Genomic DNA, 25,637 nt, shown 5'->3' with positions numbered 1-25,637 from the left:
GTCGGTGTTCGTACGGGGCTGGCGCCGCAGCTGGCAGAAGCGCAGCAAGCTGGAGCGGATCGATCTCTATACGCGGCTGACCCTCTCGGTGATCCCCTGGATCTTCACCCTGTCGTGGCAGCTGGCCCCCTTCAAGTCGGACATCCGCCATGAGCCGCTCCCGATCACGCTGGGCGTGGCCCTGCTGCTCGTGAGCCTGGTGCAGTGCCTGCTGAGCAACCGCAACGTGGATCTGTCGTACGCGCACTACCTCGGCACCGCCGTCTTTCCCCGGCGGCGGCAGCTGACACCGCTGGTACTGCTGCTGGTGAACCTGGGGCTCCTGGCGACGATGGCCGGGGTGGACGGGATCGACGACGACGGGCTGCTCCTCATGGCCATGAACGCACCGATTGCGTTCGCGATCACGCAGACCCTGCTGGCCCCGGTCCGCACCTTCCTGATCCAGTCGTTCGCCGTCACCGCGCTGAACGTCGGCGTCCTCGCCGCGGTCGGAGTGCGGGGCGGGACGCTGATCGGGGTGGTGCCGACGACGCTCTTCGGCTGCGTGCTCGTCCTGATCTCCGTACGGCCCAGTGCCTGGAGCCTGGGCGTGATGTGGCAGGCCGAGGAGGCCCGCGACCTCCAGGCCCGGCTCGCGGTCGCCGAGGAGCGGCTGCGGTTCGGGCGGGACCTGCACGACGTACTGGGCCGCAATCTCGCCGTGATCGCGCTGAAGAGCGAACTGGCCGTGGAGCTGGCACAGCGCGGCAGGCCGGAAGCGGTGGACCAGATGGTCGAGGTGCAGCGGATCGCCCGCACCTCCCAGCAGGAGGTACGGGATGTCGTACGGGGATACCGGGAGGCCGATCTGAGTACGGAACTGGCCGGTGCCCGGGGAGTTCTGAGTGCGGCCGGGATCGAGTGCGAGCTGGTGGGGGACACCGGTGCCCCGCTGCCGGCGCCCGTGCAGTCGGCGCTCGGCTGGGTCGTGCGGGAGGCGGCGACCAATGTGCTGCGGCACGGCGATCCGCGCCGCTGCACGATCCGGCTCAGGTCCTCGGCGGACGAGGTCGTGCTGCGGGTGGAGAACGACGGGGTGGCGGTGGCCGCCGCGGGACCGGACGGGAGTTCCGGGGCGGACGACGGCTCCGGACCGGGCGGCTCCGGGCTGGCCGGGCTGCGGGAGCGGCTTCGCGTGCTCGACGGTTCGCTGGACGCGGGCCCGGCGGGGAACGGCCTGTTCCGGCTCACGGCGACGATCCCGCTCGGGCCGACGGCGTCCTCGGCCCGCCATGAGAAGCCGCCTGCCGCCCGGGAGGCACCCGCCCTTCAGGAGGAACGACGATGACGGCCGTACGGGTACTGCTCGCCGACGACGAGCATCTGATCCGGGGCGCGCTGGCCGCGCTGCTGGCTCTGGAGGACGATCTCGTGGTGGTCGCGGAGGCTGCGACCGGCCCCGAGGCGCTGGCCATGGCACGGGCCCACCGGCCCGATGTGGCGGTCCTCGATCTGGAGATGCCGGGTGCCGACGGTGTGAGTGTCGCCACATCGCTGCGGGCCGAACTGCCCGGCTGCCGGACGATGATCGTGACGAGTCACGGCCTGCCCGGACACCTGAAGCGGGCACTCGCGGCGGGCGTGCGGGCCTTCGTACCGAAGACCGTCAGCGCCCGGCAGCTGGCCGAGATCATCCGCACCGTGCATGCCGGAAACCGTTATGTGGACCCGGAGTTGGCGGCCGACGCGATCTCCGCCGGGGACTCGCCGCTGACCGCGCGCGAGACCGAGGTGCTGGAGCTGGCGGCGGACGGGGCGCCCGTCGCGGAGATCGCCGCGCGGGCTTCGCTGTCGCAGGGAACCGTACGGAATTACCTCTCCGCGGCCGCTTCGAAGCTCGGCGCGGAGAATCGCCACGCCGCGGTGCGTCTCGCGCGGCAGCGCGGATGGGTATAGTGGTCCTCGCGCTTCGGCGCTTGCGGACGTAGCTCAGTTGGTAGAGCGCAACCTTGCCAAGGTTGAGGTCGCCAGTTCGAACCTGGTCGTCCGCTCGGTTCAGCAAGAAGCCCCCGGCCTTCCGGCCGGGGGCTTCTTCGTGTTCCGTCGGCAGGCCCTACTGCCAGGGCGTACCGGTGAGGAGTTCGTACGCCTCCAGGTACTTCGCCCGGGTGACGTCCACGACCTCCTGGGGCAGCGCGGGCGGCGGCTGCTCGCTCTTCCGGTCCCAGCCGGAGGCCGGTGAGGTCAGCCAGTCGCGTACGAACTGCTTGTCGTAGCTGGGCTGGGCCCTGCCCGGCTCCCAGGTGGCCGCGGGCCAGAAGCGCGAGGAGTCCGGGGTCAGCACCTCGTCCGCGATGATCAGCTCCTCGCCGCCGTCGGCCGTGGGAGCGAAACCGAACTCGAACTTCGTGTCGGCGAGGATGATGCCGCGCTCGCGCGCGATGTCACGTGCCCTGCCGTAGACGTCCAGCGTGGTGCGGCGCAGCCGGTCGGCGGTCTCCGCGCCGACCTGGCGGGCCACCTCCTCGAAGCTCACGTTCTCGTCGTGGTCACCGACGGCCGCCTTGGTGGCGGGGGTGAAGATCGGCGCCGGGAGCTCGGAGCCGTCGACGAGCCCCTCGGGCAGCGCGAGACCGCAGACCGTGCGGGACTCCTTGTACTCGACGAGGCCGGAGCCGGTGAGATAGCCGCGGGCGACGCACTCGACCGGGACCATCCGCAGCGACTTGCAGATCAGGGTGCGTCCGGCCCAGTCCGCGGGGGCTCCGGCGGGGAGTTCCGTGGACAGGACGTGGTTCGGTACGAGATCGGCGAGCTGGTCGAACCACCACAGCGAGAGCCGGGTGAGCACCCGGCCCTTGTCGGGGATCTCGGTCGGCAGGACCCAGTCGTACGCGGACATGCGGTCGCTGGCGACCATGACGAGGTCGCCCGCCTCGTTCCGGTACAGGTCGCGCACCTTGCCCGTGTGCAGGTGGGTGAGCCCCGGGACCTGCACTGGCTCGGGCTTTTCTACAAATCCGGACACGCTGCCTCCGCGTAGGTTGATCCAGGAGTCGTTCCGATTCTCCCGTATCGGGTGCGGTGAGGTGGAGCGGGGGCGTCCGTGGCGCCGACTGCCGTGACCCCGGGCGCGGTTCGGTCGCGGTGGTCCGGGCGCGGTTCAGCCGTGGTGGTCCGGGTGCGGCTCGGCGGCAGTGGCTGGGCGCGGTTCAGTTGCGCTTGCAGATGCGGTCGAGGAGATTGGCGGTGGCCCGCTGGATGCGGGGGTCCACATGGCCGGGGCGGTCCAGTGCCGGGGACCAGGCGAAGGTGCCCGAGGCGAAGACGATCGCCCCGGACGGGGCCCGGTACACGGATGTCTCCTGGTGACGCTTGACGCCTTCGCTGTCCAGGTACGGGGAGTGGGCGAGCAGGATGCGGCTCTCGTGCTCGGGGAGTGCGATGCGCGGGAAGTAGCGGTCGGCCTCGCCCGCGACCAGGCCTTCGAGCTCGTCGCCCTCGCCCGCGCCCGTCGCCTCCCAGAGCCAGTGCTCGGCGTTCCGTACGACCAGGGGGTGGGGATCGGGGACCCGGCCCGCGTACTGGATTCCGAGGAGCTGCTGCTCGGGGCGGTCGATCTCGCGCCAGAGGGCGGGCTTCCCCGGGCCGCGCCGCTTGCGGCAGGTGAGCAGGCGGTCCGGGACGCCGGACGGCGACGGGGAGAGGCTGACCTGCCAGTACATGGTGTTGGCGGAGAGGAAGACCAGCGAGGTGCCGCCGTCCCGGGCGCGTTCGACCGTACGGCGCATGGGCACCGACCAGTACTCGTCGTGGCCGGGGAAGACCAGGCCCCGGTAGCGGGCCGGATCGACCCGGCCCGCGTGCAGATCACGGGTGTCGGCGTACGCGATGTCGTAGCCGTACCGCTCGGCCCAGCGGATGAAGTCGTAGGCATGGCCGACGTGGAGCGGCAGACCGGCGCCCGCGTAGGGGCGGTCGAAGGAGACGGTGACCGCGGCGTCCTCCTCGCCCAGGAGGCAGCCCTGCTCGTCCCAGGCGTGGTAGAGGCTGGCGCCGGTGCGGCCGTCCTCCGGGTAGAGGTTGTACGCCTGCCAGGTGACGTCCGGCAGGACCAGCAGCAGATCGGCCGGCTGGTCGTCGCGGACCGTGAACGGGATGTGGGAGCGGTAGCCGTCCACCGTGGTGAGCACGGCGACATACGCGCCGATCGACCAGTAGCTCGGGATCTGCAGCCGCCAGGACTGCCACCAGTGGTGGCAGGAGACCGTGCGGTCGGCGGTGAGCGGCGCGGGCTGGACGATGCCGGAGAGCCGGGGGCTCGTGGTGATCTGGGCGGCGCCATCGCCCCCGTAGTGGCCGATGCGGTAGATGTCCACGGAGAACTGCTGGGGCGGGTCCACGGTGATGTGGAAGTCGATCGCCTCGCCGGGGGCCGCGGCGCCCGTGGAGATGAAGCCCTTGATCTGGCGGTGCACGTCGTCGGCCGTACGCGTGCCGCCGTCGGTGGAGCCGCGGGCCAGGGCGGGGTCGGCGTACCAGGGGACGACGTGCCCGGTGTCGTCGAAGTAGTTCTCGCTGCCGCGCAGCCAGGGCAGGGGGCCCTGGCCGAAGGGGTCGGAGACGGCGTGCGCGAGGGCACCCGACTCCCAACGTCGAATCTGCTCCGCCCCCATACCGTTTCCCTCCCTCAAGTCCCCCGAGACAACAGTCGACGGCCGATGGTCGATCGCCAGTGGTCATGCGTCATCGGTGCGCCAACAGTGGTGCGCCGACTGCCAGCGTCAATCCCCAGCACATCACATAACGCATGCAGTCCGTCACCGTTCGTCGCGAATTGACGTGAACGGAACGTACCGTTCCGGGTGTTGGGGTGTGGCGGCGGGGGCAGGTGGTTCAGACGAGGCGGACGGGTTTGTCGGTTCGTACACCGATCGAGTCCAGCCAGGACCGCAGCGGTTCCGCGTCCCCGTCCTCGACCAGGCTGAGGACGGGACTGCCCAGGTCCGCCCGGCGCTCGCCGTCGATCAGCAGCGCGGGACCGTCGAGCCAGTCGAGGCCGGGCGCCGCGCCCGCCGTGTCCACCGCCGCGCAGCAGACCATCGCCGCGACATGGTCGGCGAGCAGCTCCGTAGCCGTGCGGGGTGGCTGGAGCGGGAAGAGCGGGAGGGGGTCGGGGCCCCAGACGTCCAGGGCGTCCCCGCCGACGGCGGCCGGGGCGCCCGCCGGGCGCGATGCGCCACCGGCCCGGTGCTGCTGGGCCGCCGCCTCCTCGCGGGCCACCGCGGCGCTGATCCCGGCGGCGAGCGCCTCGCCGCCCCCGGTCCGGCCTGCCAGATGGTCGACGACACGGGCCAGCGTGGGCACCCCCGCGTCGATGGGGCAGGCGGGACGGGAGGGGGCGTGGGCGGCGTCCAGGCCGTCGGGACCCGGGCCCGGGGCGGGCGCGGCTGCCGGGGCGGGCGCGGCGCTCATCGAGTCGAGGACGCGGTGCAGGCGGGCGGCCTCGGTGCGCCACTTCCGGTCGACGACCTCTTCCGGGTACTGCTGCCAGTCGACCGGCGACCAGTCCGGACCCGACCTGGCCGGGCCGCCGTGGAACAGCCGGGCCGCCAGCAGCGATGCCGCCTCGTCGGCCGCACCCGGCTCCTCCAGGAGATCGCAGGCGGGGCGCTCGCCGAGCCGCGAGGCGAATCCGTCGGCGAGCCGGTCGCGCCGGGACAGCTCGGTGAGGGCGGACACGACGCCCGCGTCCAGCCGGGACGGCCAGCGGCCCATCCGCCAGGCGGGCAGGGCGACCCGGGTGAGCAGCCGGTCCCAGCCCGCGTAGGCGAGGCCGACCTGCTCCTGGGCGACGATCCGCAGACCGTAGTCCACACCCTGTGCACGGACCGACGCGGCGGCGGCGACGCTCCGCTCCATCTCCGCGGCATGGCTGCGACAACTGCGGAGCAGCAGCCTGGCGATCCGGCCGACGAAGGCACGGGGCACTCTGCGCACCCCGGCCAGCGGGCCCTGCACGGGCGCGGCGGCGTCGGCGACCGCTCCGTCGAGCCCCCGGACGAAACGGCGGGCCGCTGCTATGTCGGGATGGGCGGACGGGCCCGTGCCCGCGACGACCGGGGCGAGCACCGCCCGTAGCTCCGCGACCCGCATCCACCACAGGAACGGCGATCCGATCACCAGCACCGGAGCCGCCTGGACCCGGCGGCGGGTCCGGGCCGCGGAATGCGCCGCCGGATCCGGGCCGGTGTCCGCCGCGGGCTGCGCCGAGGGGTGGGTGCGGTCCTCCAGCCAGCTGTCGCAGTCGGGCGTCAGAGCTATTGCCGAGGGCGCGGGGACCCCGAGCCGGTCGGCGAGGTCCCTGACCAGGCGATAGAGATCGGGGGCGGCCTTCTCCGGGAGCAGGACGGTCGGGCTGACCGCCGGCCTCGCCCGTACGATCGCGACCGCGACGGCCGCGGCGAGCAGGAGCACGACGACCGCGCAGGCCGTCACGACCCAGCGCGCCGCGTCCCAGCCGCTGCCCACGGCCAGGCCCTGGGCACCCGCCACGAGCAGCACGACGGCCACCGCCGCCGGCAGGATCGCCACGGCTGTCGCCCTGCCGCGGATGCGCAGCAGCGCGTGAGCTCGGGCACGCGCACTCAGCGCACCCAGCTCCTCACTTGTACCGATACCGGACACGGCCGGACGTCACCCCCTCTGCCCCCGCGGCGGTGTTGCTCACTCCCCCACTGTGGCACCCGTCACCGACATCGCAATGCCAGTGGGCCAAGTGCCGGAATGCTTGCGCCGCACCCTAGTTGGGGCCTCGGCAGGCGTCATCCGGATGGCTCAGCCGTCACTCGATGGAATGGCTTTGGGCAAAGGTGCTGACGCGCCGCCGTCCTTGAGGCAGCGGCGCGTCGGGGCATGTCGGGGCGCGTCGGCGGGACTGCGGGGATGCAGGAGGCCGGTCTCGGCCCTCCGCGGCCGGTCTCCCGCATCCCGCGGCCCGTCTCAGCCCTCCGCGGCCTTCCGGGCAATGTCCGTACGGAGCTGCGAGCCGTCGAGCCGGATCCGGGCCGCCGCCGCGTAAGCACGCTCCCGGGCGCCCGCGAGGTCCTTGCCGGTCGCGGTCACGGACAGCACCCGGCCGCCCGCGCTGACGATCGTGTCGCCCTCACGCCTGGTGCCCGCGTGCAGGACGTACGCGTGCGGGGCATCCTGCGCCGCCACGTCGTCGAGCCCTTCGATCGGGTCGCCCGTGCGCGGCGTACCCGGGTAGTTGTGCGAGGCGATGACCACGGTGACGGCGGCCTCGTCGCGCCACTTGAGCGGGGGCAGCTGGTCGAGCGTGCCGTTGGCGGAGCCGAGCAGGACACCGGCCAGCGGGGTCTTCAGGCGGGCCAGGACCACCTGGGTCTCGGGGTCGCCGAAGCGGGCGTTGAACTCGATCACCCGGACGCCGCGCGAGGTGATCGCGAGGCCCGCGTACAGCAGCCCGGAGAACGGGGTGCCGCGGCGGCGGAGTTCGTCGACGGTCGGCTGGAGCACCGACTCCATGACCTCGTCGACCAGCTTGGGGTCGGCCCACGGGAGCGGGGAGTACGCGCCCATGCCGCCGGTGTTCGGGCCCTCGTCGTCGTCCAGGGCGCGCTTGAAGTCCTGCGCGGGCTGGAGCGGCAGCACGGTGGTGCCGTCCGTGATCGCGAAGAGGCTCACCTCGGGGCCGTCGAGGAACTCCTCGATGACCACGCGGTCGCAGGCCAGGGCGTGGGCACGGGCCGCCTCGACGTCGTCGGTGACGACGACGCCCTTGCCCGCGGCGAGACCGTCGTCCTTGACGACGTACGGGGCGCCGAAGGCGTCGAGAGCGGCGTCGATCTCGGCCGGGGTGGTGCAGACGTAGCTACGGGCGGTCGGGACGGCGGCACCGGCCATCACGTCCTTGGCGAACGCCTTGGAGCCCTCCAGCTGGGCCGCCTCGCCGGAGGGACCGAAGCAGAGGATGCCCGCGGCGCGCACGGCGTCGGCGACCCCGGCGACGAGCGGCGCCTCCGGGCCGACGACCACCAGTTCGGCGCCCAGGTCGGTGGCGAGGCGCGCGACGGCGTCGCCGTCGAGGGCGTCGACCGGGTGCAGTTCGGCCACCTCCGCGATACCGGCGTTGCCGGGAGCGCAGTACAGAGCGGTGACGTCGGGGTCGAGGGACAGAGAGCGGCACAGGGCGTGTTCGCGGGCGCCGCCGCCGATGACGAGGACCTTCACGGGGTGCAGCCTAGCCGCCGGGGCGTGGCGCCCTTGACGGGACGCCGCTCCGTGGACATCCCGGGAGCCGTGGCGGACGCCCCGGGCGCCCCCGCTGTCCGTTATTCGTTGGTGAATTCCTCGACGACCGTGGCGCCCAGCTCGCGGACGATCAGGTCGTGCCCGGAGAGCGCCGAGTCGACGAGGTCCGGGTCGTCGGCCTCGGGGGTGTCGTCCTCGGGCGCGACCGCGCGCGGGGGCTCGGGCGCGGAGTACGACCGCGGTGCGGGCTCCGCGGCGGATGCGGCACCCGGTTGCTGGTGAGCCGGCTGCTGCTGGTGACCCGGCTGCTGGTGCGGAGAAGCGGCCGGCCGGGGCTCGTAACTCTGCTGGGGCGCGGGGGCCTGATGCTGCGGCATGGGCGGCGCGGCGGAGGGGCGGCCTCCGCCGGTCTGCGGGGGTGCGCCGGCGCCGCCCGACGGGTCGACGACGGCCTCGATCTTCCACTGCGCGTTGAACCGCTCGGCGAGGGCCTGCCTCAGCACGTCCTCGCTGCCGCTGCTCGCGAAGTTGTCGCGCGCGCCCGCGTTGAGGAAGCCGATCTGCAGGGTGCTGCCGTCGAAGCCGGTGACCTGGGCGTTCTGGCTGAGCAGGATCCAGGTGAACCGGCGGCGGTTCTTCACCGCCTCCAGGATGTCCGGCCACATGTTCCGCACCTGGCCGGCGCCCTGGGTCATGCCCGGACCCGGCTCGGCGGCGGCAGGCACCGGTGCGGCGGGCGCGGGCTGGACCGGCGCGGCGGCCGGAGCGGGCTGCGGGGCCGGCGACTGGCCCGGGGCGGAAGCGGTCGGCCAGCCACCGGGGCGTCGGCCCGATTCCGGCGCGGCCGCGGTGGGCCAGGCACCGGGACGCTGACCGCCCTCGGGAGCCGGGGCCTCGGCCGGCGGCTGCGGGACCACGGGGGCGGCGGAGGCCGCGGGCGGTGCTGCGGCGGGGGCGGGCGGCGCGGCCTGGACCGGTGCGGGCGCTTCGCCCCGTACCGCCGCACGCGCGGCGGCGGGTCCCGCACCGGGCTGCACGACAGGTGCGGCGGGCACGGCGGGCGCGGGCGCGTGGGTCGGCGCCTCCGGGCCGGGCACGTATCCCATGGCGGGCCCCGGGCCCGTGGTCGCGAAGGAAGCGCCCCGCTCCAGCCGGTCGAGCCGGGCCTGCAGCGAACGCTCGTCGTCGAAGGCCGCGGGCAGCAGCACCCGGGCGCAGATCAGCTCGACCTGGAGACGCGGCGAGGTCGCCCCGCGCATCTCCGTGAGCCCTTCGTTGACCAGGTCGGCGGCGCGGCTCAGCTCGGCGGCGCCGAAGACGGACGCCTGGGCCTGCATCCGCTCGACGACATCGGCGGGGGCATCGATCAGCCCCTTCTCCCCGGCGTCCGGCACAGCGGCCAGGATCACCAGGTCGCGCAGCCGCTCCAGGAGGTCGGCGACGAAGCGGCGCGGGTCGTTGCCGCCCTCGATCACCCGGTCCACGACCTCGAACGCCGCGGCCCCGTCGCCCGCCGCGAAGGCGTCCACGATCGAGTCGAGCAGCGAGCCGTCCGTATAACCGAGCAGCGAGGTCGCCATGGCGTATGTCACACCGTCGTCGCCCGCGCCGGCCAGCAGCTGGTCCATCACCGACATCGAGTCACGCACTGACCCGGCCCCGGCCCGCACGACGAGCGGCAGCACGCCGTCCTCGACGGGGCTGTTCTCCTTGCCGCAGACCTCGGCGAGGTATTCGCGCAGCGTCCCCGGCGGCACGAGACGGAACGGGTAGTGGTGCGTACGCGACCGGATGGTGCCGATGACCTTCTCGGGCTCGGTCGTGGCGAAGATGAACTTCAGATGCTCCGGCGGCTCCTCGACCACCTTCAGCAGGGCGTTGAACCCCGCCGGCGTGACCATGTGCGCCTCGTCGATGATGTAGATCTTGTAACGACTCGACGCGGGCCCGAAGAACGCCTTCTCCCGCAGATCACGGGCGTCGTCCACGCCACCGTGCGACGCGGCGTCGATCTCGATGACATCGATCGACCCCGGCCCGTTGCGCGCGAGGTCCTGGCAGGACTGGCACTCCCCGCACGGCGTGGGCGTCGGCCCCTGCTCGCAGTTCAGACAGCGGGCGAGGATGCGCGCGCTGGTCGTCTTGCCACAGCCGCGCGGACCGCTGAACAGGTACGCGTGATTGACCCGGTTGTTCCGCAGCGCCTGCTGCAGCGGGTCGGTGACATGCTCCTGCCCGATGACCTCGGCGAACGACTCGGGGCGGTAGCGGCGGTACAGCGCAAGGGACGACACACATACGAGGTTATCCGGGCGGACCGACAACCGGCCCCGGACCGTGCGAAGCGCCGCCCCGCACCCCCCGGGAACCGCAGGCCCGGGAGCTGCAGGCCCGGGAAGCGAAAGCCTGGGAAGCGAAAGCCTGGGAAGCTAAGCCTGGGAAGGCAACAGGCCCGGGAAACACAAGGGCCCCCCACGCACCCGCCAGAGCCGACCTACCCTTGCTGCCTTCCGGCCCTGGGGGAGTTCAGTCAGATAGCGCCACGTGAGGGGCTGACGCCCACCTTAGCCGATCCCCACCCCTGCCGGTCCACTGCCCCGCCTCCCGGACCCCGCGCGAACGAGTCCGAGGGGAGTCCGAGCAAAGTCCGGGGGGAACGGGTTCGCGAGCACTCCTCAACGTCTTGTATTGTTTGCCGCGGAGGATTCGCCTAGTGGCCTAGGGCGCACGCTTGGAAAGCGTGTTGGGGGCAACCCCTCACGAGTTCGAATCTCGTATCCTCCGCCATTGCTCTCACCGGGCAATACGTCGAAGGGCCCCGCTGCTTGCAGTGGGGCCCTTCGACGTTGGTGGTCTCAGTTTTGGTCTCAGTTAGCCTCCACGCGCGTTGGTCTCGCCCGAACGTCTGATCCACTTTGACCCCTTGCGGCAGAATGGCTGCAGTTTGGGTTCACCGCCGCGTCCGGGCTCTCGACGTCCGCGGTCTCGGCAGAGGGAAGGAGGGGGCGTCCTCCAGCACGACCACGCGTCCGGCTACAGCGATGCGCCGACGATTCGCTACCCCGGCAGGTCTGCTTGGTACGCCCGCGGCACATGACCACAGCCTCACAGACGGGCGTTTCCCCTTGATCGTGGACACCCTGATCATTGGATCGTGATGATCCATAGGACAGGAGTTCCCGTTGGGGACGTCGAAGTACTCGCCTGAGTTCCGGGCTGATGCCGTCGCGCTGTACCACTCGAGCCCGGGTGGGACGTACGCGTCGGTGGCCAAGGACCTGGGCATCAACCACGAGACGCTGCGCACGTGGGTGCGGGATGCCGAGCAGGCTGCCCGTCCCGGGGCGGTGGAGGCCACCGCGATGGAGAAGGAGAACCGGCAGCTGCGGGCCCGGGTCAAGGAACTCGAGCTCGAGCGGGAGATCCTGCGGAGGGCCGCGAAGTATTTTGCGGCCGAGACCAGCTGGTGAGCAGCCGCTTCCAGTTCGTCGACGATCATCGTGGCGCCTTCGGCGTCAAGCGGCTGTGCCGGATACTCACGGTCTCGCGGTCCGGCTTCTACCGGTGGCTGGCCGGCGCGGACGCGCGGGCCAGCCGGGCCCAGGCGGACGTCGAGCTCGCCGAGCACATCAACCGGATCCATCAGGAATCGGACGGTACCTACGGGGTCCCGCGCGTCACCGCCGAGCTGAAGGACTCCGGTTGGCGGGTCAATCACAAGCGGGTCGAGCGCGTCATGCGCACGTTCCGCATCGTCGGGCTGCACCTGCGCAAGAAGGTCCGCACGACCATTCCCGAGCCGTCGGCGACGCCGGTTCCGGACCTGCTCCAGCGGGACTTCACCGCCCAGGTGCCGAACACCAAGTACGTGGGCGACATAACCTATCTCTCCGTCGGCAACGGCCAATTCCTTTATCTGGCAACGGTGTTGGACCTGTGCTCGAAACGCCTGACGGGCTGGTCGATCGCCGACCACATGCGGACCTCGCTGGTCACCGACGCGCTTAGGGCCGCAGCGAGGGCCCGCGGCGGGGACGGTCTGCGCGGGGCGATATTTCACAGCGACAACGGGGCGCAATATGTGTCGAAGGAGTTCGCCCAGGTCTGCTCGGAGCTGGGTGTGACCAGATCGCGCGGCGCGGTCGGCACAAGTGCGGACAACGCCGCCGCGGAGAGTCTGAACGCGACCATGAAGCGCGAGACGCTCCAGGGCCGCAAGCGGTGGAACGGGGCCAGTGAGGCCCGCCTCGCGGTCTTCCGCCGGGCGACCCGCTACAACACCCGCCGACGGCACTCCCGCCTCGGCCAGATCAGCCCGATCACCTACGAACAGCGATCAACTACGCTGGCCACCGCCGCATGACAACCGGTGTCCACGATCACGGGGAAGGCCCCCCAAGGCATCGGCGCCACGCTCGTTCAAGCACTCGCCGACGACTTCGGCTGCCAGATCACCGACGTGTCCTGGTCGACCCCAGTCAGCAACGCGGGCCAACGCCTCGCAGCCCGGATCTCACCCCTGGGCATCTGGATCAGCTGACACCGAACCCTTGCAATGAGCCCAGACGACGGGCAGCGCACTGAGCTGAAGGGGCCGACCACTCCATGGCTGGCCCCGTGCTCCGTGACGGACCACTTCTCCTGTTGTCGGCGGCGCTTGGATCGGTTCAAACGCCGCCGACAATGTTGCGCAGCCCGATCGAGCGGCTTCGGTCTTTCCGCTCAAGGTGACTTACGGGCGGGCCACTTATCGCTCGCGACCGGGGCTGTCCGCGTCGCGGGGGTTCCCAGGGTTGTGGAACCCTGGGAACTACTTGCAGGCCGACGCGAGCCACCCGTGGCGCGGCAGACCACGCTCCCTGAACCGCCCTCCACACACGAACAATGAGCGAACGAGCAGCAGCCGAGTGAGGTGGTGACCAGGCAGAACTCGCTGATCAATGGTTGTATTCACCGGCGTACCGCACCGTTCAGAAGCCCCACCCGCCCCGGTTCCGCCTCAGGTCCGAACACTCCCGTACACGGAACCGCCAGACGAATACCCCTCCGGCGAGTCCGGGCCACGGCGGCTTCGGCCGGATCACGCGAGTACCGGGCCGGAAATCGTTGACGGGGCAGACGGCTTCTCGTCCAAGTGACATTCTGGGAGCTGCACAGAGGCGAAAGGGAGTTGGCTCATGCAGTGGACGGTTCATGGCGAGCGCCAGATCTATGACAACCCGTGGGTCAATCTCTGGCTCGTGGATGTCCAGCAGCCGGACGGTCGGCGGTGGGAGCACCACGTGGTCCGGATGCGGCATCTTGCTGTCGCCGCCGTGGTGGATGAGCAGAAGCGGGTGCTGATGATGTGGCGCCACCGGTTCATCACGGACACGTGGGGCTGGGAGCTGCCGATGGGCCTGATCGAGGCCGACGAGACCCCGGAACAGGCTGCGGCTCGTGAGGTGGAGGAGGAGACCGGCTGGCGGGTGGAGGGCCTGAAGCCTCTGGCGTACGCGCAGCCGGCGAATGGCATCACCGACTCGGAACATCACGTCTTCCGCGCTGAGGCTTCCGCCTATGTCGGCCCGCCGACGGAGTTGAACGAGTCGGACCGCATCGAGTGGATCCCGATGTCCGAGATTCGCGGCATGATCGACCGTCGCGAGGTGGTCAGCAGCGGAAGCCTCGTCGGGCTGCTGTACCTCCTGCTGGACGACGCCACGAGTGCCGCAAGCTAGCCGAGCGCTTCGCGCATGCGCTGCTCGAACGCGATCACCGGCGTCTCGCGAGCGTAGGGGGCGAGGTGCTGGTGGAACTCGTGGACGTGGCCAGCGACGCGGGGTGAGTCGAGTGACGCGCTGAGGTCCAGGGCGAGCCCGGCACTGTGGCACGCGGCATCCAGCTTGCCCTGCTGGAGTTGGGCCGTAGCCAGCCAGAAGGCGTGGAAGGCACGGCCACGCTGCTGGGCGCCTGTTTCCCGCCGAAGGCCCTCGGCAATCAGCGGCTCGGCCCGCTCTGACTCGCCCAGCTTGGCGAGCGCGATCCCCGTGTCGACGATCAGTTTCGTCTCATCGAAGTAGCGGACCCAGGAAGGCGCCTCGCCTTCCTGACCACGGGCCTGCTCGTATGCGTCCCGGGAACGTCCGATGGCCTGGTGACAGGAGGCGGCGTCGCGGAGCGTGGCGTGGGCGAAGGCTTCCCGCATGTGGAGCATCGACATCACCAGTGGTTGCCCGCCGACGGCTCGGGCGCTGTCCTGGGCCTTGCAGGCCAGTGCCACCGCATCGACGGGCTGTCCGTCGTACGTTGCCTGCAGGCTCATGCAGGACAGGACGTTGGCCATGAAAAGATAGTCGTCCTGCCCGTGCGAAAGCCGCAGCGCCTGGGCGAAGTGGGTGCGCGCGGTGCTGTACTGGCGGGCATCGAAGTAGGCCCACCCCGCGAGGCGAGCGAGCTCTGCCGCAAGTGACTGAAGATCGCGGCGCAGAGGGGCGCGGACGCTGCACATCATCTGCGTCACGTATCGAAGGTGCCCTACGACAGCAGGACGCAGGGAAGCGCCGCCGTGTTCGTCGTCACGGCGCCAGTAGTCCTCGACCGATGACCGCAGGGCGAGGAGCGTCGATCGCGTCACCCTTCCATCGGCGAGCGTCAGCAAGTCGTCGAAATCGCTGCGGGATTCGGCGTCAGTTTCCCGCTCAGTGTCGGCGAAGGTCTCGTATGTCTGCGCCGAACGGCTCGGAAGGCGGTCTCGCGACGTCGCGGGGGACGGGATTTCCCAGGGCCTGTGGGCAAGCCCGAGCATGGCGCCGGGGATACGAAGGCCGTCGGCGACCCGCTCGATCACATCGATGTGGGCGAGTCCGCGCCGCCCCGACATGATTTCCCCGACCCGGCTCGGTGTCATGCCGCACAAGGCGGCCACGCGGGACGGGTAGATGCCCGCCTTTGTCCTCACGAGGTGAAACACCTTCGCGAAGTCGCGCTTCTGACAGGCGCGTTGCCACTCGGGGTTCGCGAGCAGCTCGGGCGGAAGTCCCTGATGAGGCTGGGGTCCGGGCACATGCGCTCCTCTGCCGCATCAGGCGGTGGCGTCTGGCGGTTGGTCAGCCGCTCTGGATATTACCCACGTTGGGTAATCACCGTGACCTGATTACGTGATGGCCCTTCGCGGTGAGCTGGTCCTCCAACCGCCCGCGATGAAGGGACGCGATGTACGCGATGGCCACGCACGACCAGCAGACCGCCGAGAGATGGCACATGCAGTTCAGCTCGACCGCCGCATGCATCTCCCTCGTCCGGCGCCAGGTGGAGAAGACCCTCAGCAAGTGGGGATACGTACTCGACGACATCGACCGGATCGTCCTGGTCTCCAGCGAGCTCGCGACGAACGCCGTGCTACACGGACATGTCCCCGGGCATCTCCTCGAAGTCTCTCTGACCTCGACGGACCACAGCTGCTTGATCGAGGTATCGGACGGCAGCCCCTGCACTCCGATGGCACTGCGTCTTACGGCTGATGAGGAACACGGTCGTGGGCTGCCGCTCGTCAGCGCCCTGGCCGTACGAGTCGGCCACCACGCGCGCAAACCGACCGGCAAGACGGTCTGGGCCCACATGCTGCGCGCATCCCAAGGATCACGATGAGAGGGCCCCACACAAGTGCGTCCCGCAGCACGCGCACGAGCTATCGCCCCGTGGAGACCAGCCCTGGGGCTGGCCGCCGGCGGGAGGCGACAGCCATGATGCGCGTCATCGGCCGCTACGCCGGAGTCCTCTTCATCATCGGCGTCAGCGCATCGTGCGGCTTGGTCGTCGGTCTGGCCCTCGCAACGGCACCGACTCCATAGACCGGTCCGCCCCAGGCGAGTACCCGCACCGCGGGTCGGCTCCCCCGTGCCCACCAGGGGCGGACCCTCCCCCTCCGTCGGCTGCCTATGAGCGAGCTCGGCAGCCGACGGAGGGCCACCCACCGCTCCGCACCCACCGACCGTGACCCCAGCCACGCGGTCCGCCCTGGCAGCAGCACGGACGCGCCATGCGCGCCGCGTGCCGCGATCCGCTTCGACCCGACATGAGGTACGCCGAGTGATTCAGCACCCAGCCCTGGAGAACATCCACCACGCGGTCCCGATCACGGTCACCACCGACCGCACCCTCAGAGTTAAGGTCATCGACTCCTGTGGGATGACCTGCACCTTCTGCCACAACGAAGGCACCCCCGTCAGCGTGGACAACCGGACCCACGCGGCCGACCTGTTCACCGACTCAGGCAGCTCCGGACGCGTATCGATCTACGTGGCCACCAACGGCGCAGGCTTTCTCAGTGCGCCTGTTTTCCCGGACGAGTCGTTCCGCCACGCACTGGAACAGCTCCGGAACGCCCTCGGCTTCGACGAGGTCCACCTGACCGGAGGCGAGCCGACCCTCCACCCCCGGCTTCCCGAGATCGTCGCCACGGCCAGAGAAGCCGGATACGCGGTAAGCATCACCTCGAACGGTGAGAACGGGGCCCGGATACTGTCAAGTTGCGCCTCAGCCGGGCTTGGGCACGTCAACTTCTCCGTCTTCGGAACGACTCCCGAAGAGCTGGCACAGGTGCAGCACGTCCGGTACCGGAACAAGGCCCTGGCTGAGCGCAAGATCGCAGCATTGGACGAGTCGATCAGACTCGCCGTGAAGCTCGGAGTGGACGCACGCGCGAACATCGTCCTGCCGCACCGAGACCATGTGCCGCGGGTTCACCGCCTCCTCGCCAAATACTCCCCCTCCCTGTCCGTCCGGATCCTCTCCTCGCTGGCGGACGGCAACGAGTCCCTGAACGCCATCGACATCCTGCTCGACGAGCTCGGCGCCGAACTCGAAGAAGTCCGCCTCATCGCGGGCACCTCGGGCTTCCGCATGTCCTACCGGCTGCCCGACGGCCGTCCGCTCATCATCAAGCACATCCGGCCGGTGAGGCTGCCGACAACCTGCGCCAACTGTCGCTTCAACAACGCCACCGACTGCGAGGAGGGCTACTACGGGGTGCGCTTGTACCGAGACTCGACGGGCCGTTTTCACGTCGGAGTCTGCATACAGCGCATGGACCTCTGCCTACCCGTGGAAGAGTTCGTAGCCGGCGACACCTGCGACGAGGTCGTCAGATTACGGGAGAGCGACCTCCGAGACCTGACCGCCTAGAAACCGATCACTAGGAGCACAGACAACGATGGCCCAGCACGAGTACGAGGCGAAATTCCTCAGCATCGACGTCGACGCAGTACGCGACCAACTCCGCAGCGCCGGTGCACAACGAGCCTTCGACAAGACCATGTTCACCCGGTTCATCTTCGAGAACGACGCGGTCCAAGGCGAACAGTGGCTCCGGCTGAGGGACGAGGGAGGCAAGAAGACCCTCACCCTGAAGCAGGTCAGCGACGCCACCACCATCAACGGCACCACCGAGATCGAGATCGAGGTCAACGACCTCGACAAGACAGCCGAACTTCTCGGTGCCCTCGGGCTGCACCAGGTCCGGTACCAGCAGAACTACCGGGAAGAGTGGCAGCTCGGCGACATCACCTACGACCTCGACACCTGGCCCGATCTCCCCACTTTCATCGAGATCGAAGGTCCGTCGGAAGAATCGGTCCGCAAGGCGGTGGCCGCACTTGGCTTCGACTACGAACAGGCCCGCTACGGCAGCATCGACCTCATCTACAAGAGCGAGCTGGACCGGGACATCCTCGCCGAGCCAACGCTGCTCTTCACGGCGTAACTGATATGCAACGTGTGGGCCGTCGTCCTTGAAGGGGGACGGCCCACTTGCTTGAGCGCTCGCCGAACGGACACTGTCGTCCAGCACAACCACTTCACCGAGAATTTCGCAGATTCTACCCCCCCACAAACCCCACGATCAGCGGGGCGGCCGGCCAGCGCGTGACAGCCGACAGGACACCCTTGGCCAGATCTGATGAATCACGGTGCTGTGCAGGCAATGCTCGCTGGCCGTGGTCTCAGTTGTGGTCTCATTCACCTCCGTCCAGGACCGTTCGCAAGCCCACCGGCCAACATCCGCGCCGCTGGTCAGAACGCTCCCGCACACCCCCGACCCCCCAGACGAACATTTGGAAAGCGTGTTGGAGGCAACCCCTCACGAGTTCGAATCTCGTATCCTCCGCCATTGCTCTCACCGGGCAATACGTCGAAGGGCCCCGCAGCTTGCTGCGGGGCCCTTCGACGTTGCTTGTGTCGCCCTTCCCCGTCGCGGTCGGCTGCCCGCTCCCCTCCCGGTGACGTCGCTACGATCGCCGGTCATGGACTGGCTCGAGCGCGCGGCGAAGCTGAGGCAATGGACCGGGAACGGGATACGGGCTCCGCACAAGCCCCTGTTGCTCCTGTACGCCCTCGGCCGGTTCCGGGAGGATGCCGACGGCGAGTTGCGGTACAGCGTGGTGGAGAAGGATCTGAAGCGGCTGCTCGCCGGGTACGGGCCGGCCAACAGGACAACGCCCGCCTACCCCTTCCACCATCTGGTCAGCGACGGGGTGTGGGAAGTACGTACCGATCGGGGGCCCGGCAGTCCCGGCACCGGGGTGCTGGAGCTGCGGGCGACGGGCGCGGCGGGGCGGTTGGTGCCGGAGCTGCGGGCAGCCCTGCGACGTGAGCCGTCGCTGCTCGGCCGGATCGCCCGGGTGCTGCTCGATCAGCACTTCCCGCCGTCGCTCCACGGCGAACTGCGCGAGGCGGTGGGGCTGGAGCTGGAGCCGGTGGAGTCCGGACCGCTCCCGGCCGGGCGGCGGCAACGAGACCGGCGGATGCGGGAGATGGTGCTGACCGCCTACGAGTACCAGTGCGCCTTCTGCGGCTACGACGGAAGAATCGGCGCGGTGCCGGTCGGGTTGGAGGCCGCGCACGTGCGCTGGTGGGCGTTCGACGGTCCGGACGACGTCGACAACGGGCTGTGCCTGTGCGCACTGCATCACAAGCTGTTCGACAAGGGCGCCCTCGGCGTCGGCGAGGGCCACCGCATCCTGGTGTCGCAGGAGTTCGTCGGGCGAAGCCCGGCGGCCCGCGAGCACGTGACAGCGCTGGCGGGCCGACCCTTGACCGGCCCCCAGCCGGGCACGAGCCCGATCGCGGCGTGCCACCGGTCCTGGCACACCAGGCAGGTCTTCCACGGCGTCCCGCGCCCTGCCTCCGGGGCGTGATCGTCCGGCCCCGCGTGCCCGTGCTCGGGCGACAGCCGTTATCGGACAAGGTCGCCTATCGGACAAGGTCGCCCGAATCGCGGTGGAAACGGTCGGGGCGACGTAGAACTCATGGAGGCGGGCGGCTCAGGAGGTCGCGTACGGGGCAGGGCTGGGCCGCGTACGGGGCGCACGGGGAAGGCGACGGGTGCTTTCGGACGAGACTTGGCGCGAGCTACGGGGCCAGGGGGCGACCCGCACCTTTCGCGAGCGCAGTGTGATGCTGAGGCAGGGGTCCGCGGGGACACACCTGCTCGCCCTCACCGACGGGCTCGCCAAGGTCGTGTGCCGGGAGCCGGGCGGGGCCGTGACCTGGCTGGCCTTCCGGGGGCCGGGTGACCTGCTGGGCGAGGTGTCCGTCTTCCACGGCACCACGCGCACGGCGGAAGTGGTCGCGCTCACCCCCTGCACGGCCGTCGTGCTGGAGGCCGAGCGGTTCCGCCGGTTCATCGAACAGCGCGGGCTCGTCATGGACTTGATGCGCCAGGCTCTCTCCCGGCTGCGGGAATCCGACGCACACCGCACCGAACTGCTGACCCTTCCGCTGGTCGCCCGGCTGGCGCGGGCACTCCTGAGACTGGTCGAACTCACCGCGCCGGGAAGCGAATCGGAGGTCGTACGGCTGACCGGCCTGAGCCAGGAGGAGATCGCCCAGGCGACCGGAGTCACCCGCAACGCGGCCATCACCGGACTGCGACGGCTGCGCGAGTCCGGGGCGGTGGAGACGGCCCGCAGAACGATCGTCATCAAGGACATGAAGACGCTGCGCGACTGGGCGATGACCGGCCCGGGAGCCACGCCCGCAGCGTCCTTCTCGCCGCCCCCGGCCCGGTGAGCGAGCCCACGCTGTGACGTGGGACACCCGCGGACTGCCCTGCGCTGTGCAGTCGGGCGGACGGAACCGACGGAACCTCGAATCAGCCGGCCACCGGCTTCGTAACCGTCCCGCCGTCCACGAGGAGATCACGCATGTCCAGCCCCGTTCCCGCCCCGTACGCCGAGAGCCGTCCGCTGCCTCCCTACCGGGCCCTGTTCGCCGTCGACGCGAAGGACTTCACCGGCCTGCCCGCCGTGCAGCACGGTCCGGTGAGCCAGTTGATCCCCGAACTCGTGGACCAGGCGCTGGACCGTGCCGGGCTCCACGAGCTGCGCGAGGCCAAGCGGTTTTTGGCCAACACCGGGGACGGCGTGGTGTTCGGCTTCGATCCGGCGTTGCTGCCCTTCGTCCTCTGGCCGTTCCTGGGCGTGCTCGACGACACGCTCGGCGCGTACAACAAGCAGTGCGTGGGCCCCCGCATCCGGCTCCGGGCCAGCGTCCACGTCGGACCGCTGCCGGACGCGGACCGTCCGGGCGACGGCAACGGCACGGCCCGCAACGACACGCACCGGCTGCTGGACTCCCGTCCGGTCAAGGCCATCCTGACCGCGGCGAGCGAGCAGGTCACCCACCTGGCGGCGGTCGTCTCCCAGCGCGTCTACGAGGACGTCGTGCTCGGCGGGTACACCGGACTGCACCCCGCCCGCTGTGTGGAGGTCCCGGCCACCGTGGAGGGGAAGAACTTCTCTCAGCGGGCATGGCTGTACGTCCCGTCGCCGTCCGGAAACCTTGTGCAGGCCGGCGTGCGACCGCGCGAGGAACCCGCGGCGCCGACCGACACCTCCGCCGACCGGGAACAGGCACCGGCGACGTCGCCCGGTACGCACTACAGCGGCAACACTCAGCACGTGGGCGAAGGCGCCGCCGTGATGGGGAGCGTCGGGCGGGACCTCACGTACACCGGCGGCTCCACCACGTACCACGGCACCAACCAGCACTGGGGCGGCGGCGACAACGTCTCGGGCGACAAGCGGGTCGGTGGCGCCGGGGACCCCCGGTGAGCGCCGGCGCGGACACCTCCCGCGGCCCGGACGGCGAGGATTCCGAAGGCGGTCCCGGCCCGGGAAGCTCCTACCGCGACAACCAGCAACGGGTGGACCAGGGCTTCGCGGTCATGGGCGGGATCGCGGGCGACGCCAACGTGTTCATCGGCGTCCACCCCGACGAGGACGTCAGCGAGCGCATCCGCAAACCCCGGCTGCGGGAAGGCCCGTACCCCGCGGACGACGTGCGCGCCCGTCTGCACGGATTCGTCGAACCACCGACCCACACCCGGTGCCGCAAGGTGCTGGACAGCCACCTCCTGGTACTGCGGGCCGGGAGCGGCACGGGGGCGGGTACGGCCGCGTTCGCACTGCTGGCGGAGCGGTACGGGGCCGGCGGCATCATCGGTCTGGACTCGCCCGACGACCTGTCGCGGTGGCGTCCCAAGGAGCCGCGCGGCTATCTGCTCCAGGGTCTGTCCCCGGGGGCCGCCGACCTGCTCGGTGAAGTCGTGCTCACCGGGCTGGCCTCGCTGCTGCGCCGTTCGGGCGCCCATCTGGTCGTCACCGTACGGATGGAGACGGCGCTGCCCGGCGGCACGCTGCCCTGGCAGGTCGCACACCGCCCGCCGCCGCCCGCCGAGGTGGCCGTGAAGCGCCTGAACACCATGGCCGAGGCAGGTGAACTCACCACCGGGCAGGAGGCCGACGCGCTGCGGCACCTCGCCGCACCGGACTTCGTCGGCCACCTGGACGCGCACCCGCTGCCGGGGGACGGTGTCGCGGTGGCGCAGGGGCTGCGCGACCTCGTCGTGGCGGGGAAGTCGGCCGCGTCCGTACTCGCCGACCTACGGACCGGCAGCCCCGCGGCGGCGCGCAAAGCGCTCGCGGAAGCACGCGACCGGGCCGACCGGATCTCGCTGATGGCGGCGATCTCGCTGCTGCCCGACCAGGACCGTACGGTCGTCGAACGGTTCGGCGCGATCCTGCGCCCCCACATCGACGGCCGCGGCGGCCCGGCACCGGCAGTGGCCGGGGGACCTGGGCACGGCGAGGGGGCGGCGGCCCGGCACGACGTGCTCGGGCCGGCCTTCGAGGACCGGCTGGCGGCCGTCGGCGCGCGCCTGCTGCCGCCCCGGTACGGAGCGGCGCAGCGCTATCCGGTCCAGCCGGTCGACTTCTCCGGACGGCACCGGTCGAACGCCCTGCTCCGGTCGCTGTGGCTGGAGTACGAAGGCATGGCGGAGCTGCTGTGGAAGAGCCTGGACGAGGCTCCCCATCACCCCGGCGTCGAACTGGCGGCGGGCGAGGCGATCGGGAAGGTGCTGGCCCACGCGACCGGGCCGGACACCCTGCGCCAGCTGCACCCCTTCGCCGCGTCGGACAAGCGCTGGCGCCGTCGCCTGGTGGCCAACGCGCTCGGCGAGATGGTCCAGCACCCCGCCCTCACCGGAGCGGTACGGGAGCAGTTGCGGCAGTGGAGCCGGGCCGCCCCCGTCGCTCTCCGCTGCACCGTGGCCGAGACCTGCGGGGGCAGCTACGGCCTGGCCCGTCCCGCCGCCGCTCTGAAGCTCCTGGACACCGTGCTCGACAGAACGGGCGAGAAACTGGAGGTCCCGTTGCGCACCGCGGTGTCCTTCGCCCTCAGCGCCCTTCTCTCCGAGGACGCCAACCACGCCCTCGTCCTCGATCTCCTGCGGGAGTGGCAGGGGGCCGGTCCGGGCACACCACGTCATGGTCTGGCCGTTCACGCCGTCGAATCGATGAGCAGGGACTCCTTCCCCCTGCCCAAGGCTCCGGGCGTGCGGCGGGTGCGTCTCGCCGAGCTGCTCGCGATCCACCCGGAACGGGCCCGCGGCCTCGTGGTCGCGGCCCTGGACGACCCCGCCACCCACGAAGCGGTGGCGGCGGGCCTGTTCCTGATCGAGGGCGATCCGGAGCTGCGGCGGCGGACCGCCTTCCCGCAGGTCCTCGCCGACCTCGCCGCGGCGGCCCGGAACCACCGCGGCGTCCTGCGCTTCGTCCTGCGTCACCACCGTTCCCGTACGGCCTCGACGGAAAGGCTCGCCTCATGACCGGCCCGCTCATCTCGCCGCTGGACTCCTCGGCGGCCTGGCAGTTGTTCCGTCTCCGGTTCGGCGCCCCGGAGGGCCGGGCCCTGGTGTTCCTCGCGGACGGCGGGGAGGACGCGATGGTGCCGCCCCGGGACGGTGACTACTGGGGCTATCCGCGGCCCACGCGGCGCGAGGTGCGTGAGGGGGAGTTCTTCGACATCGTGTGGGTCTCGCTCGCGGAGCGGCGGATCTCGGTCGACATCCCGCGCCGGCCTCCGAAGGCCCCGGCCCGTTACGGAGTCGTCTGGAAGATCAGCAACCCGGTCGTCGCGGCGAGGGTCCGGCTCACCGAGGAGCGGGCCCGGCAGCTGGTCGTCGGCCACATCAACGCGAATGCCACGTTGCCCGGTGTCCCCGACCCGTTGCGGACGCCTCCGCCCCACTTCGGTACGACCGAGGTGGAACCTCCCGGCCGGCCGAGGGTGATCGACGGCTCCGGCCTCACCTACTGGTTCCTGGACCCGCCGGCCGCGCTCCTGCCCACCCCCGGCACCGGCGCGGCACCCACTCTTCCGTCGGGCTTCGGCGAAGCCCACCGTGAGGCGTACCGCTTCTACCGGGAGGTCGTCGCGGGCGGCCCGGTCGGCCTTGCGGCCCTCTGGCTGCTGCACCGGCCGGAAGAGGCGAAGGACGTGCTCGACTGGACGGTGACCCATCGGGGTCTGCTCTCCGACCGGAACGACTGGGAACACACCCTCGCGGCGGCGCTCCAGTCGCTGACACCGGAGGACCGGAGCTTCGTCGGCGCCAACATGGCGCGGGTCCTGAGCGACGTGGGGGTCCCGCAGGGCGACGAGGTGCTGCGCAGGATCGGCCACACCGATGCGGCGGGGGACGAGGGGACGGACCCGTACGGGAAACATCGGTGATCCCGCGCCCAGGGGCGCGATGAACGCGTTCGCGGGGGCACGCGGGCGGGGGACACAAAGGCACGGGCACGTGGACACATCACGTGGACACATGCAGTCCCCGGCAGTCCTTCTCGGTGCCGGGACTTCCAGCCGTCGCTGAAAGCTCCGTGCCCGGAGGAGCTGCCGGGGGCCTGGCCAGAGCCGACGAGGGGGTCACTCGGTCGACGGGACGTCTCCGTCGGCGGTGCGGCTCGCTCTGGTTTTCTGGTGTATTGAAGATTCTCCTCCCAATTTCTCGCTGGTCAAGGGGTTTGATACCTCTTTCTCAGGTATGCCCGGGGCCGAGACGGTGTGTGATCACCGTCACCCCGCTTCTTCGGGTTCGGTGTCGTCCGGATGCGGGGTGCCGGGCGTATGCCGGGTGAGACCGAGGAGATCCAGGAGTTGTTTGTTGACCGTCGAGGAGTTCGAAGAGTTCTACGCGCAGACGGCTGCCCGGCTGACCGGGCAGCTGTTTGTCATGCTCGGCGACCAGCACGAAGCGCAGGACGTGGTGCAGGAAGCTTTCGTCAAGGGCTGGAGCCGGCGGCGCCAGCTCGACCGTGACGGGCAGCCCGAGGCGTGGATCCGTACGGTCGCCTGGCGGCTGGCGGTGAGCCGGTGGCGGGGGCGGCGCCGTACGGCGGATGCCTGGCAGCGCAGTGGTGCCCCGCCGTATACGGAGGCACCCGGACCCGAGTCGGTGGCGTTGGTGGAGGCGCTGCGGGGACTGCCGCCCAAGCAGCGCCGCACGCTGGCGCTGCATTACGTGTGCGATCTGACCGTCGAACAGATCGCCGCGGAGACCGGTCTGGCGGCCAGCACCGTCAAGACGCATCTGGCCCGGGGCCGGGCCACGCTCTCTCATCGTCTGCAGGATCCGCGTACCGAGGAGTGGCCCTGTGTCTGAACCCCATGACCCGCTGAGGTCCCTGTTCAAGGAAGCCGCCGCCGCCGGTCAGGCCCGCGCGCGGTCCGCTCCGTCCTCGGTCATCACCGAGCGCGGGGACCGAGTGCGCAGGCGCCGGATCGTCGCGCTGACCGTGGGGGTCTGCCTGGCCTTCTCGGGCACGGGCGCGGCCGTGGCCTCGCTGGTGCCGGACAGCACGGGCACCACCGTCCCCGCCAACACTCCCTCGCCCGTTCCCTCGCCCCGGCTCTCTCCGTCCCCGGTCTCTCCGAGCTCCTCAAACTCCTCGCCCTCCTCGCCGCGGACCAGTCTGCCGCCGTCGGGCACGCCCTCCGACCGCCCGACCACATCACCGCCCTCGCCCACCAGGAGCGTCACCTTCCCGCCTCCCTGA

General features: G+C 70.8%; 21 protein-coding genes, 2 tRNA genes and 1 other RNA gene. 16 read left to right on the top strand and 8 right to left on the bottom strand.

The window, feature by feature from the left end; translation table 11 throughout:
• Positions 1–4 precede the first annotated feature (4 nt).
• The 3 genes from ACFVX4_RS07315 (at position 5) to ACFVX4_RS07305 (ending at position 2,033) form a co-directional block, all read left to right on the top strand.
• On the top strand, positions 5–1,330 hold the full coding sequence (locus ACFVX4_RS07315) for a sensor histidine kinase (RefSeq protein ID WP_389972952.1): 1,326 nt from the start codon (positions 5–7) through the stop codon (positions 1,328–1,330).
• Positions 1,327–1,938 carry a response regulator gene (locus tag ACFVX4_RS07310; protein ID WP_389972772.1) on the top strand — a complete coding sequence of 204 codons (612 nt, stop codon included), beginning with the start codon at positions 1,327–1,329 and terminating at the stop codon, positions 1,936–1,938. The genes ACFVX4_RS07315 and ACFVX4_RS07310 overlap by 4 nt, the downstream gene beginning before the upstream one ends.
• A 22-nt stretch (positions 1,939–1,960) precedes the next feature.
• Positions 1,961–2,033, top strand: a tRNA-Gly gene (locus ACFVX4_RS07305).
• Positions 2,034–2,095: 62 nt separating this feature from the next.
• On the opposite strand, the gene ACFVX4_RS07300 is transcribed toward ACFVX4_RS07305, so the two are convergent.
• The 6 genes from ACFVX4_RS07300 to ffs all read right to left on the bottom strand — a co-directional run bounded on the left by ACFVX4_RS07300 (position 2,096) and on the right by ffs (position 10,813).
• Positions 2,096–3,010, bottom strand: a complete 915-nt coding sequence (locus ACFVX4_RS07300) for a phosphoribosylaminoimidazolesuccinocarboxamide synthase (protein ID WP_266416499.1) — start codon at positions 3,008–3,010, stop codon at positions 2,096–2,098.
• A 184-nt stretch (positions 3,011–3,194) separates the two neighbouring features.
• Complete coding sequence (locus ACFVX4_RS07295) at positions 3,195–4,658, bottom strand: N,N-dimethylformamidase beta subunit family domain-containing protein (RefSeq protein WP_389972770.1); 1,464 nt, start codon at positions 4,656–4,658, stop codon at positions 3,195–3,197.
• A 220-nt stretch (positions 4,659–4,878) separates the two neighbouring features.
• On the bottom strand, positions 4,879–6,669 hold the full coding sequence (locus tag ACFVX4_RS07290; protein WP_389972768.1) for a hypothetical protein: 1,791 nt from the start codon (positions 6,667–6,669) through the stop codon (positions 4,879–4,881).
• A 315-nt stretch (positions 6,670–6,984) separates the two neighbouring features.
• A complete protein-coding gene (purD, locus tag ACFVX4_RS07285; protein ID WP_389972766.1) occupies positions 6,985–8,235 on the bottom strand; it encodes a phosphoribosylamine--glycine ligase in 1,251 nt (416 codons plus the stop codon).
• A gap of 101 nt (positions 8,236–8,336) precedes the next feature.
• Positions 8,337–10,550 carry a DNA polymerase III subunit gamma and tau gene (locus ACFVX4_RS07280; protein WP_389972764.1) on the bottom strand — a complete coding sequence of 738 codons (2,214 nt, stop codon included), beginning with the start codon at positions 10,548–10,550 and terminating at the stop codon, positions 8,337–8,339.
• A 166-nt stretch (positions 10,551–10,716) separates the two neighbouring features.
• Positions 10,717–10,813: signal recognition particle sRNA small type (ffs, locus tag ACFVX4_RS07275), an RNA gene on the bottom strand.
• A 142-nt stretch (positions 10,814–10,955) separates the two neighbouring features.
• On the opposite strand from ffs, the gene ACFVX4_RS07270 reads away from it, so the two are divergent.
• The 4 genes from ACFVX4_RS07270 (at position 10,956) to ACFVX4_RS07255 (ending at position 13,976) form a co-directional block, all read left to right on the top strand.
• Positions 10,956–11,043, top strand: a tRNA-Ser gene (locus ACFVX4_RS07270).
• A 395-nt stretch (positions 11,044–11,438) separates the two neighbouring features.
• A protein-coding gene (locus ACFVX4_RS07265) for an IS3 family transposase (RefSeq protein WP_389972762.1) occupies positions 11,439–12,619 on the top strand; the annotation gives its coding sequence in 2 pieces (ribosomal slippage) (positions 11,439–11,706 and positions 11,706–12,619; 1,182 coding nt in all).
• Positions 12,620–12,625: 6 nt separating this feature from the next.
• Entirely contained in the window at positions 12,626–12,796 is a 171-nt protein-coding gene (locus ACFVX4_RS07260) for a hypothetical protein (RefSeq protein WP_389972760.1), read from the top strand.
• A 637-nt stretch (positions 12,797–13,433) separates the two neighbouring features.
• Positions 13,434–13,976 (top strand): NUDIX hydrolase, encoded by a 543-nt coding sequence (locus tag ACFVX4_RS07255; protein WP_389972758.1) that lies wholly within the window; start codon positions 13,434–13,436, stop codon positions 13,974–13,976.
• Here ACFVX4_RS07255 and ACFVX4_RS07250 read toward each other — a convergent pair.
• On the bottom strand, positions 13,973–15,301 hold the full coding sequence (locus ACFVX4_RS07250; RefSeq protein ID WP_389972756.1) for a helix-turn-helix domain-containing protein: 1,329 nt from the start codon (positions 15,299–15,301) through the stop codon (positions 13,973–13,975). The genes ACFVX4_RS07255 and ACFVX4_RS07250 overlap by 4 nt on opposite strands.
• 158 nt (positions 15,302–15,459) lie before the next feature.
• Between ACFVX4_RS07250 and ACFVX4_RS07245 the strand changes: the two genes are divergently transcribed.
• The 9 genes from ACFVX4_RS07245 (at position 15,460) to ACFVX4_RS07205 (ending at position 25,243) form a co-directional block, all read left to right on the top strand.
• Positions 15,460–15,885 (top strand): ATP-binding protein, encoded by a 426-nt coding sequence (locus ACFVX4_RS07245; RefSeq protein ID WP_389972754.1) that lies wholly within the window; start codon positions 15,460–15,462, stop codon positions 15,883–15,885.
• 441 nt (positions 15,886–16,326) lie between these two features.
• Positions 16,327–17,421: a radical SAM protein gene (locus tag ACFVX4_RS07240; RefSeq protein ID WP_389972752.1), complete on the top strand. Its 1,095-nt coding sequence runs from the start codon at positions 16,327–16,329 to the stop codon at positions 17,419–17,421.
• A 28-nt stretch (positions 17,422–17,449) separates the two neighbouring features.
• Entirely contained in the window at positions 17,450–17,998 is a 549-nt protein-coding gene (locus ACFVX4_RS07235) for a class IV adenylate cyclase (protein ID WP_389972750.1), read from the top strand.
• A gap of 538 nt (positions 17,999–18,536) precedes the next feature.
• On the top strand, positions 18,537–19,430 hold the full coding sequence (locus ACFVX4_RS07230; RefSeq protein ID WP_389972748.1) for a phosphorothioated DNA-binding restriction endonuclease: 894 nt from the start codon (positions 18,537–18,539) through the stop codon (positions 19,428–19,430).
• Positions 19,431–19,617: 187 nt separating this feature from the next.
• Positions 19,618–20,304 (top strand): Crp/Fnr family transcriptional regulator, encoded by a 687-nt coding sequence (locus tag ACFVX4_RS07225; protein WP_389972746.1) that lies wholly within the window; start codon positions 19,618–19,620, stop codon positions 20,302–20,304.
• Between the two features lie 134 nt (positions 20,305–20,438).
• Positions 20,439–21,347 (top strand): hypothetical protein, encoded by a 909-nt coding sequence (locus tag ACFVX4_RS07220; protein WP_389972744.1) that lies wholly within the window; start codon positions 20,439–20,441, stop codon positions 21,345–21,347.
• Positions 21,344–23,404: a hypothetical protein gene (locus ACFVX4_RS07215; RefSeq protein ID WP_389972742.1), complete on the top strand. Its 2,061-nt coding sequence runs from the start codon at positions 21,344–21,346 to the stop codon at positions 23,402–23,404. The genes ACFVX4_RS07220 and ACFVX4_RS07215 overlap by 4 nt, the downstream gene beginning before the upstream one ends.
• Positions 23,401–24,312: a hypothetical protein gene (locus ACFVX4_RS07210; protein WP_389972740.1), complete on the top strand. Its 912-nt coding sequence runs from the start codon at positions 23,401–23,403 to the stop codon at positions 24,310–24,312. The genes ACFVX4_RS07215 and ACFVX4_RS07210 overlap by 4 nt, the downstream gene beginning before the upstream one ends.
• Positions 24,313–24,745: 433 nt before the next feature.
• Positions 24,746–25,243 carry a SigE family RNA polymerase sigma factor gene (locus ACFVX4_RS07205; protein WP_389972738.1) on the top strand — a complete coding sequence of 166 codons (498 nt, stop codon included), beginning with the start codon at positions 24,746–24,748 and terminating at the stop codon, positions 25,241–25,243.
• A 48-nt stretch (positions 25,244–25,291) separates the two neighbouring features.
• Here ACFVX4_RS07205 and ACFVX4_RS07200 read toward each other — a convergent pair whose 3' ends face one another.
• Positions 25,292–25,621 (bottom strand): hypothetical protein, encoded by a 330-nt coding sequence (locus ACFVX4_RS07200; RefSeq protein WP_389972736.1) that lies wholly within the window; start codon positions 25,619–25,621, stop codon positions 25,292–25,294.
• Between the last annotated feature and the right edge of the window lie 16 nt (positions 25,622–25,637).

The sequence above is a fragment of the Streptomyces sp. NPDC058240 genome, assembly GCF_042882135.1.
GTDB lineage: Bacteria > Actinomycetota > Actinomycetes > Streptomycetales > Streptomycetaceae > Streptomyces.
Note: the sequence above shows the minus strand (reverse complement) of the source record. Positions and strands in the feature narration are given on the sequence as shown.

Excerpts from the sequence above, each read along its gene's own strand:
- ACFVX4_RS07310 (WP_389972772.1), top strand. The coding sequence starts at position 1,327 with ATGACGGCCGTACGGGTACTGCTCGCCGACGACGAGCATCTGATCCGG.
- ACFVX4_RS07295 (WP_389972770.1), bottom strand. The coding sequence starts at position 4,658 with ATGGGGGCGGAGCAGATTCGACGTTGGGAGTCGGGTGCCCTCGCGCAC.
- ACFVX4_RS07255 (WP_389972758.1), top strand. The coding sequence starts at position 13,434 with ATGCAGTGGACGGTTCATGGCGAGCGCCAGATCTATGACAACCCGTGG.
- ACFVX4_RS07245 (WP_389972754.1), top strand. The coding sequence starts at position 15,460 with ATGGCCACGCACGACCAGCAGACCGCCGAGAGATGGCACATGCAGTTC.
- ACFVX4_RS07235 (WP_389972750.1), top strand. The coding sequence starts at position 17,450 with ATGGCCCAGCACGAGTACGAGGCGAAATTCCTCAGCATCGACGTCGAC.
- ACFVX4_RS07230 (WP_389972748.1), top strand. The coding sequence starts at position 18,537 with ATGGACTGGCTCGAGCGCGCGGCGAAGCTGAGGCAATGGACCGGGAAC.
- ACFVX4_RS07220 (WP_389972744.1), top strand. The coding sequence starts at position 20,439 with ATGTCCAGCCCCGTTCCCGCCCCGTACGCCGAGAGCCGTCCGCTGCCT.
- ACFVX4_RS07210 (WP_389972740.1), top strand. The coding sequence starts at position 23,401 with ATGACCGGCCCGCTCATCTCGCCGCTGGACTCCTCGGCGGCCTGGCAG.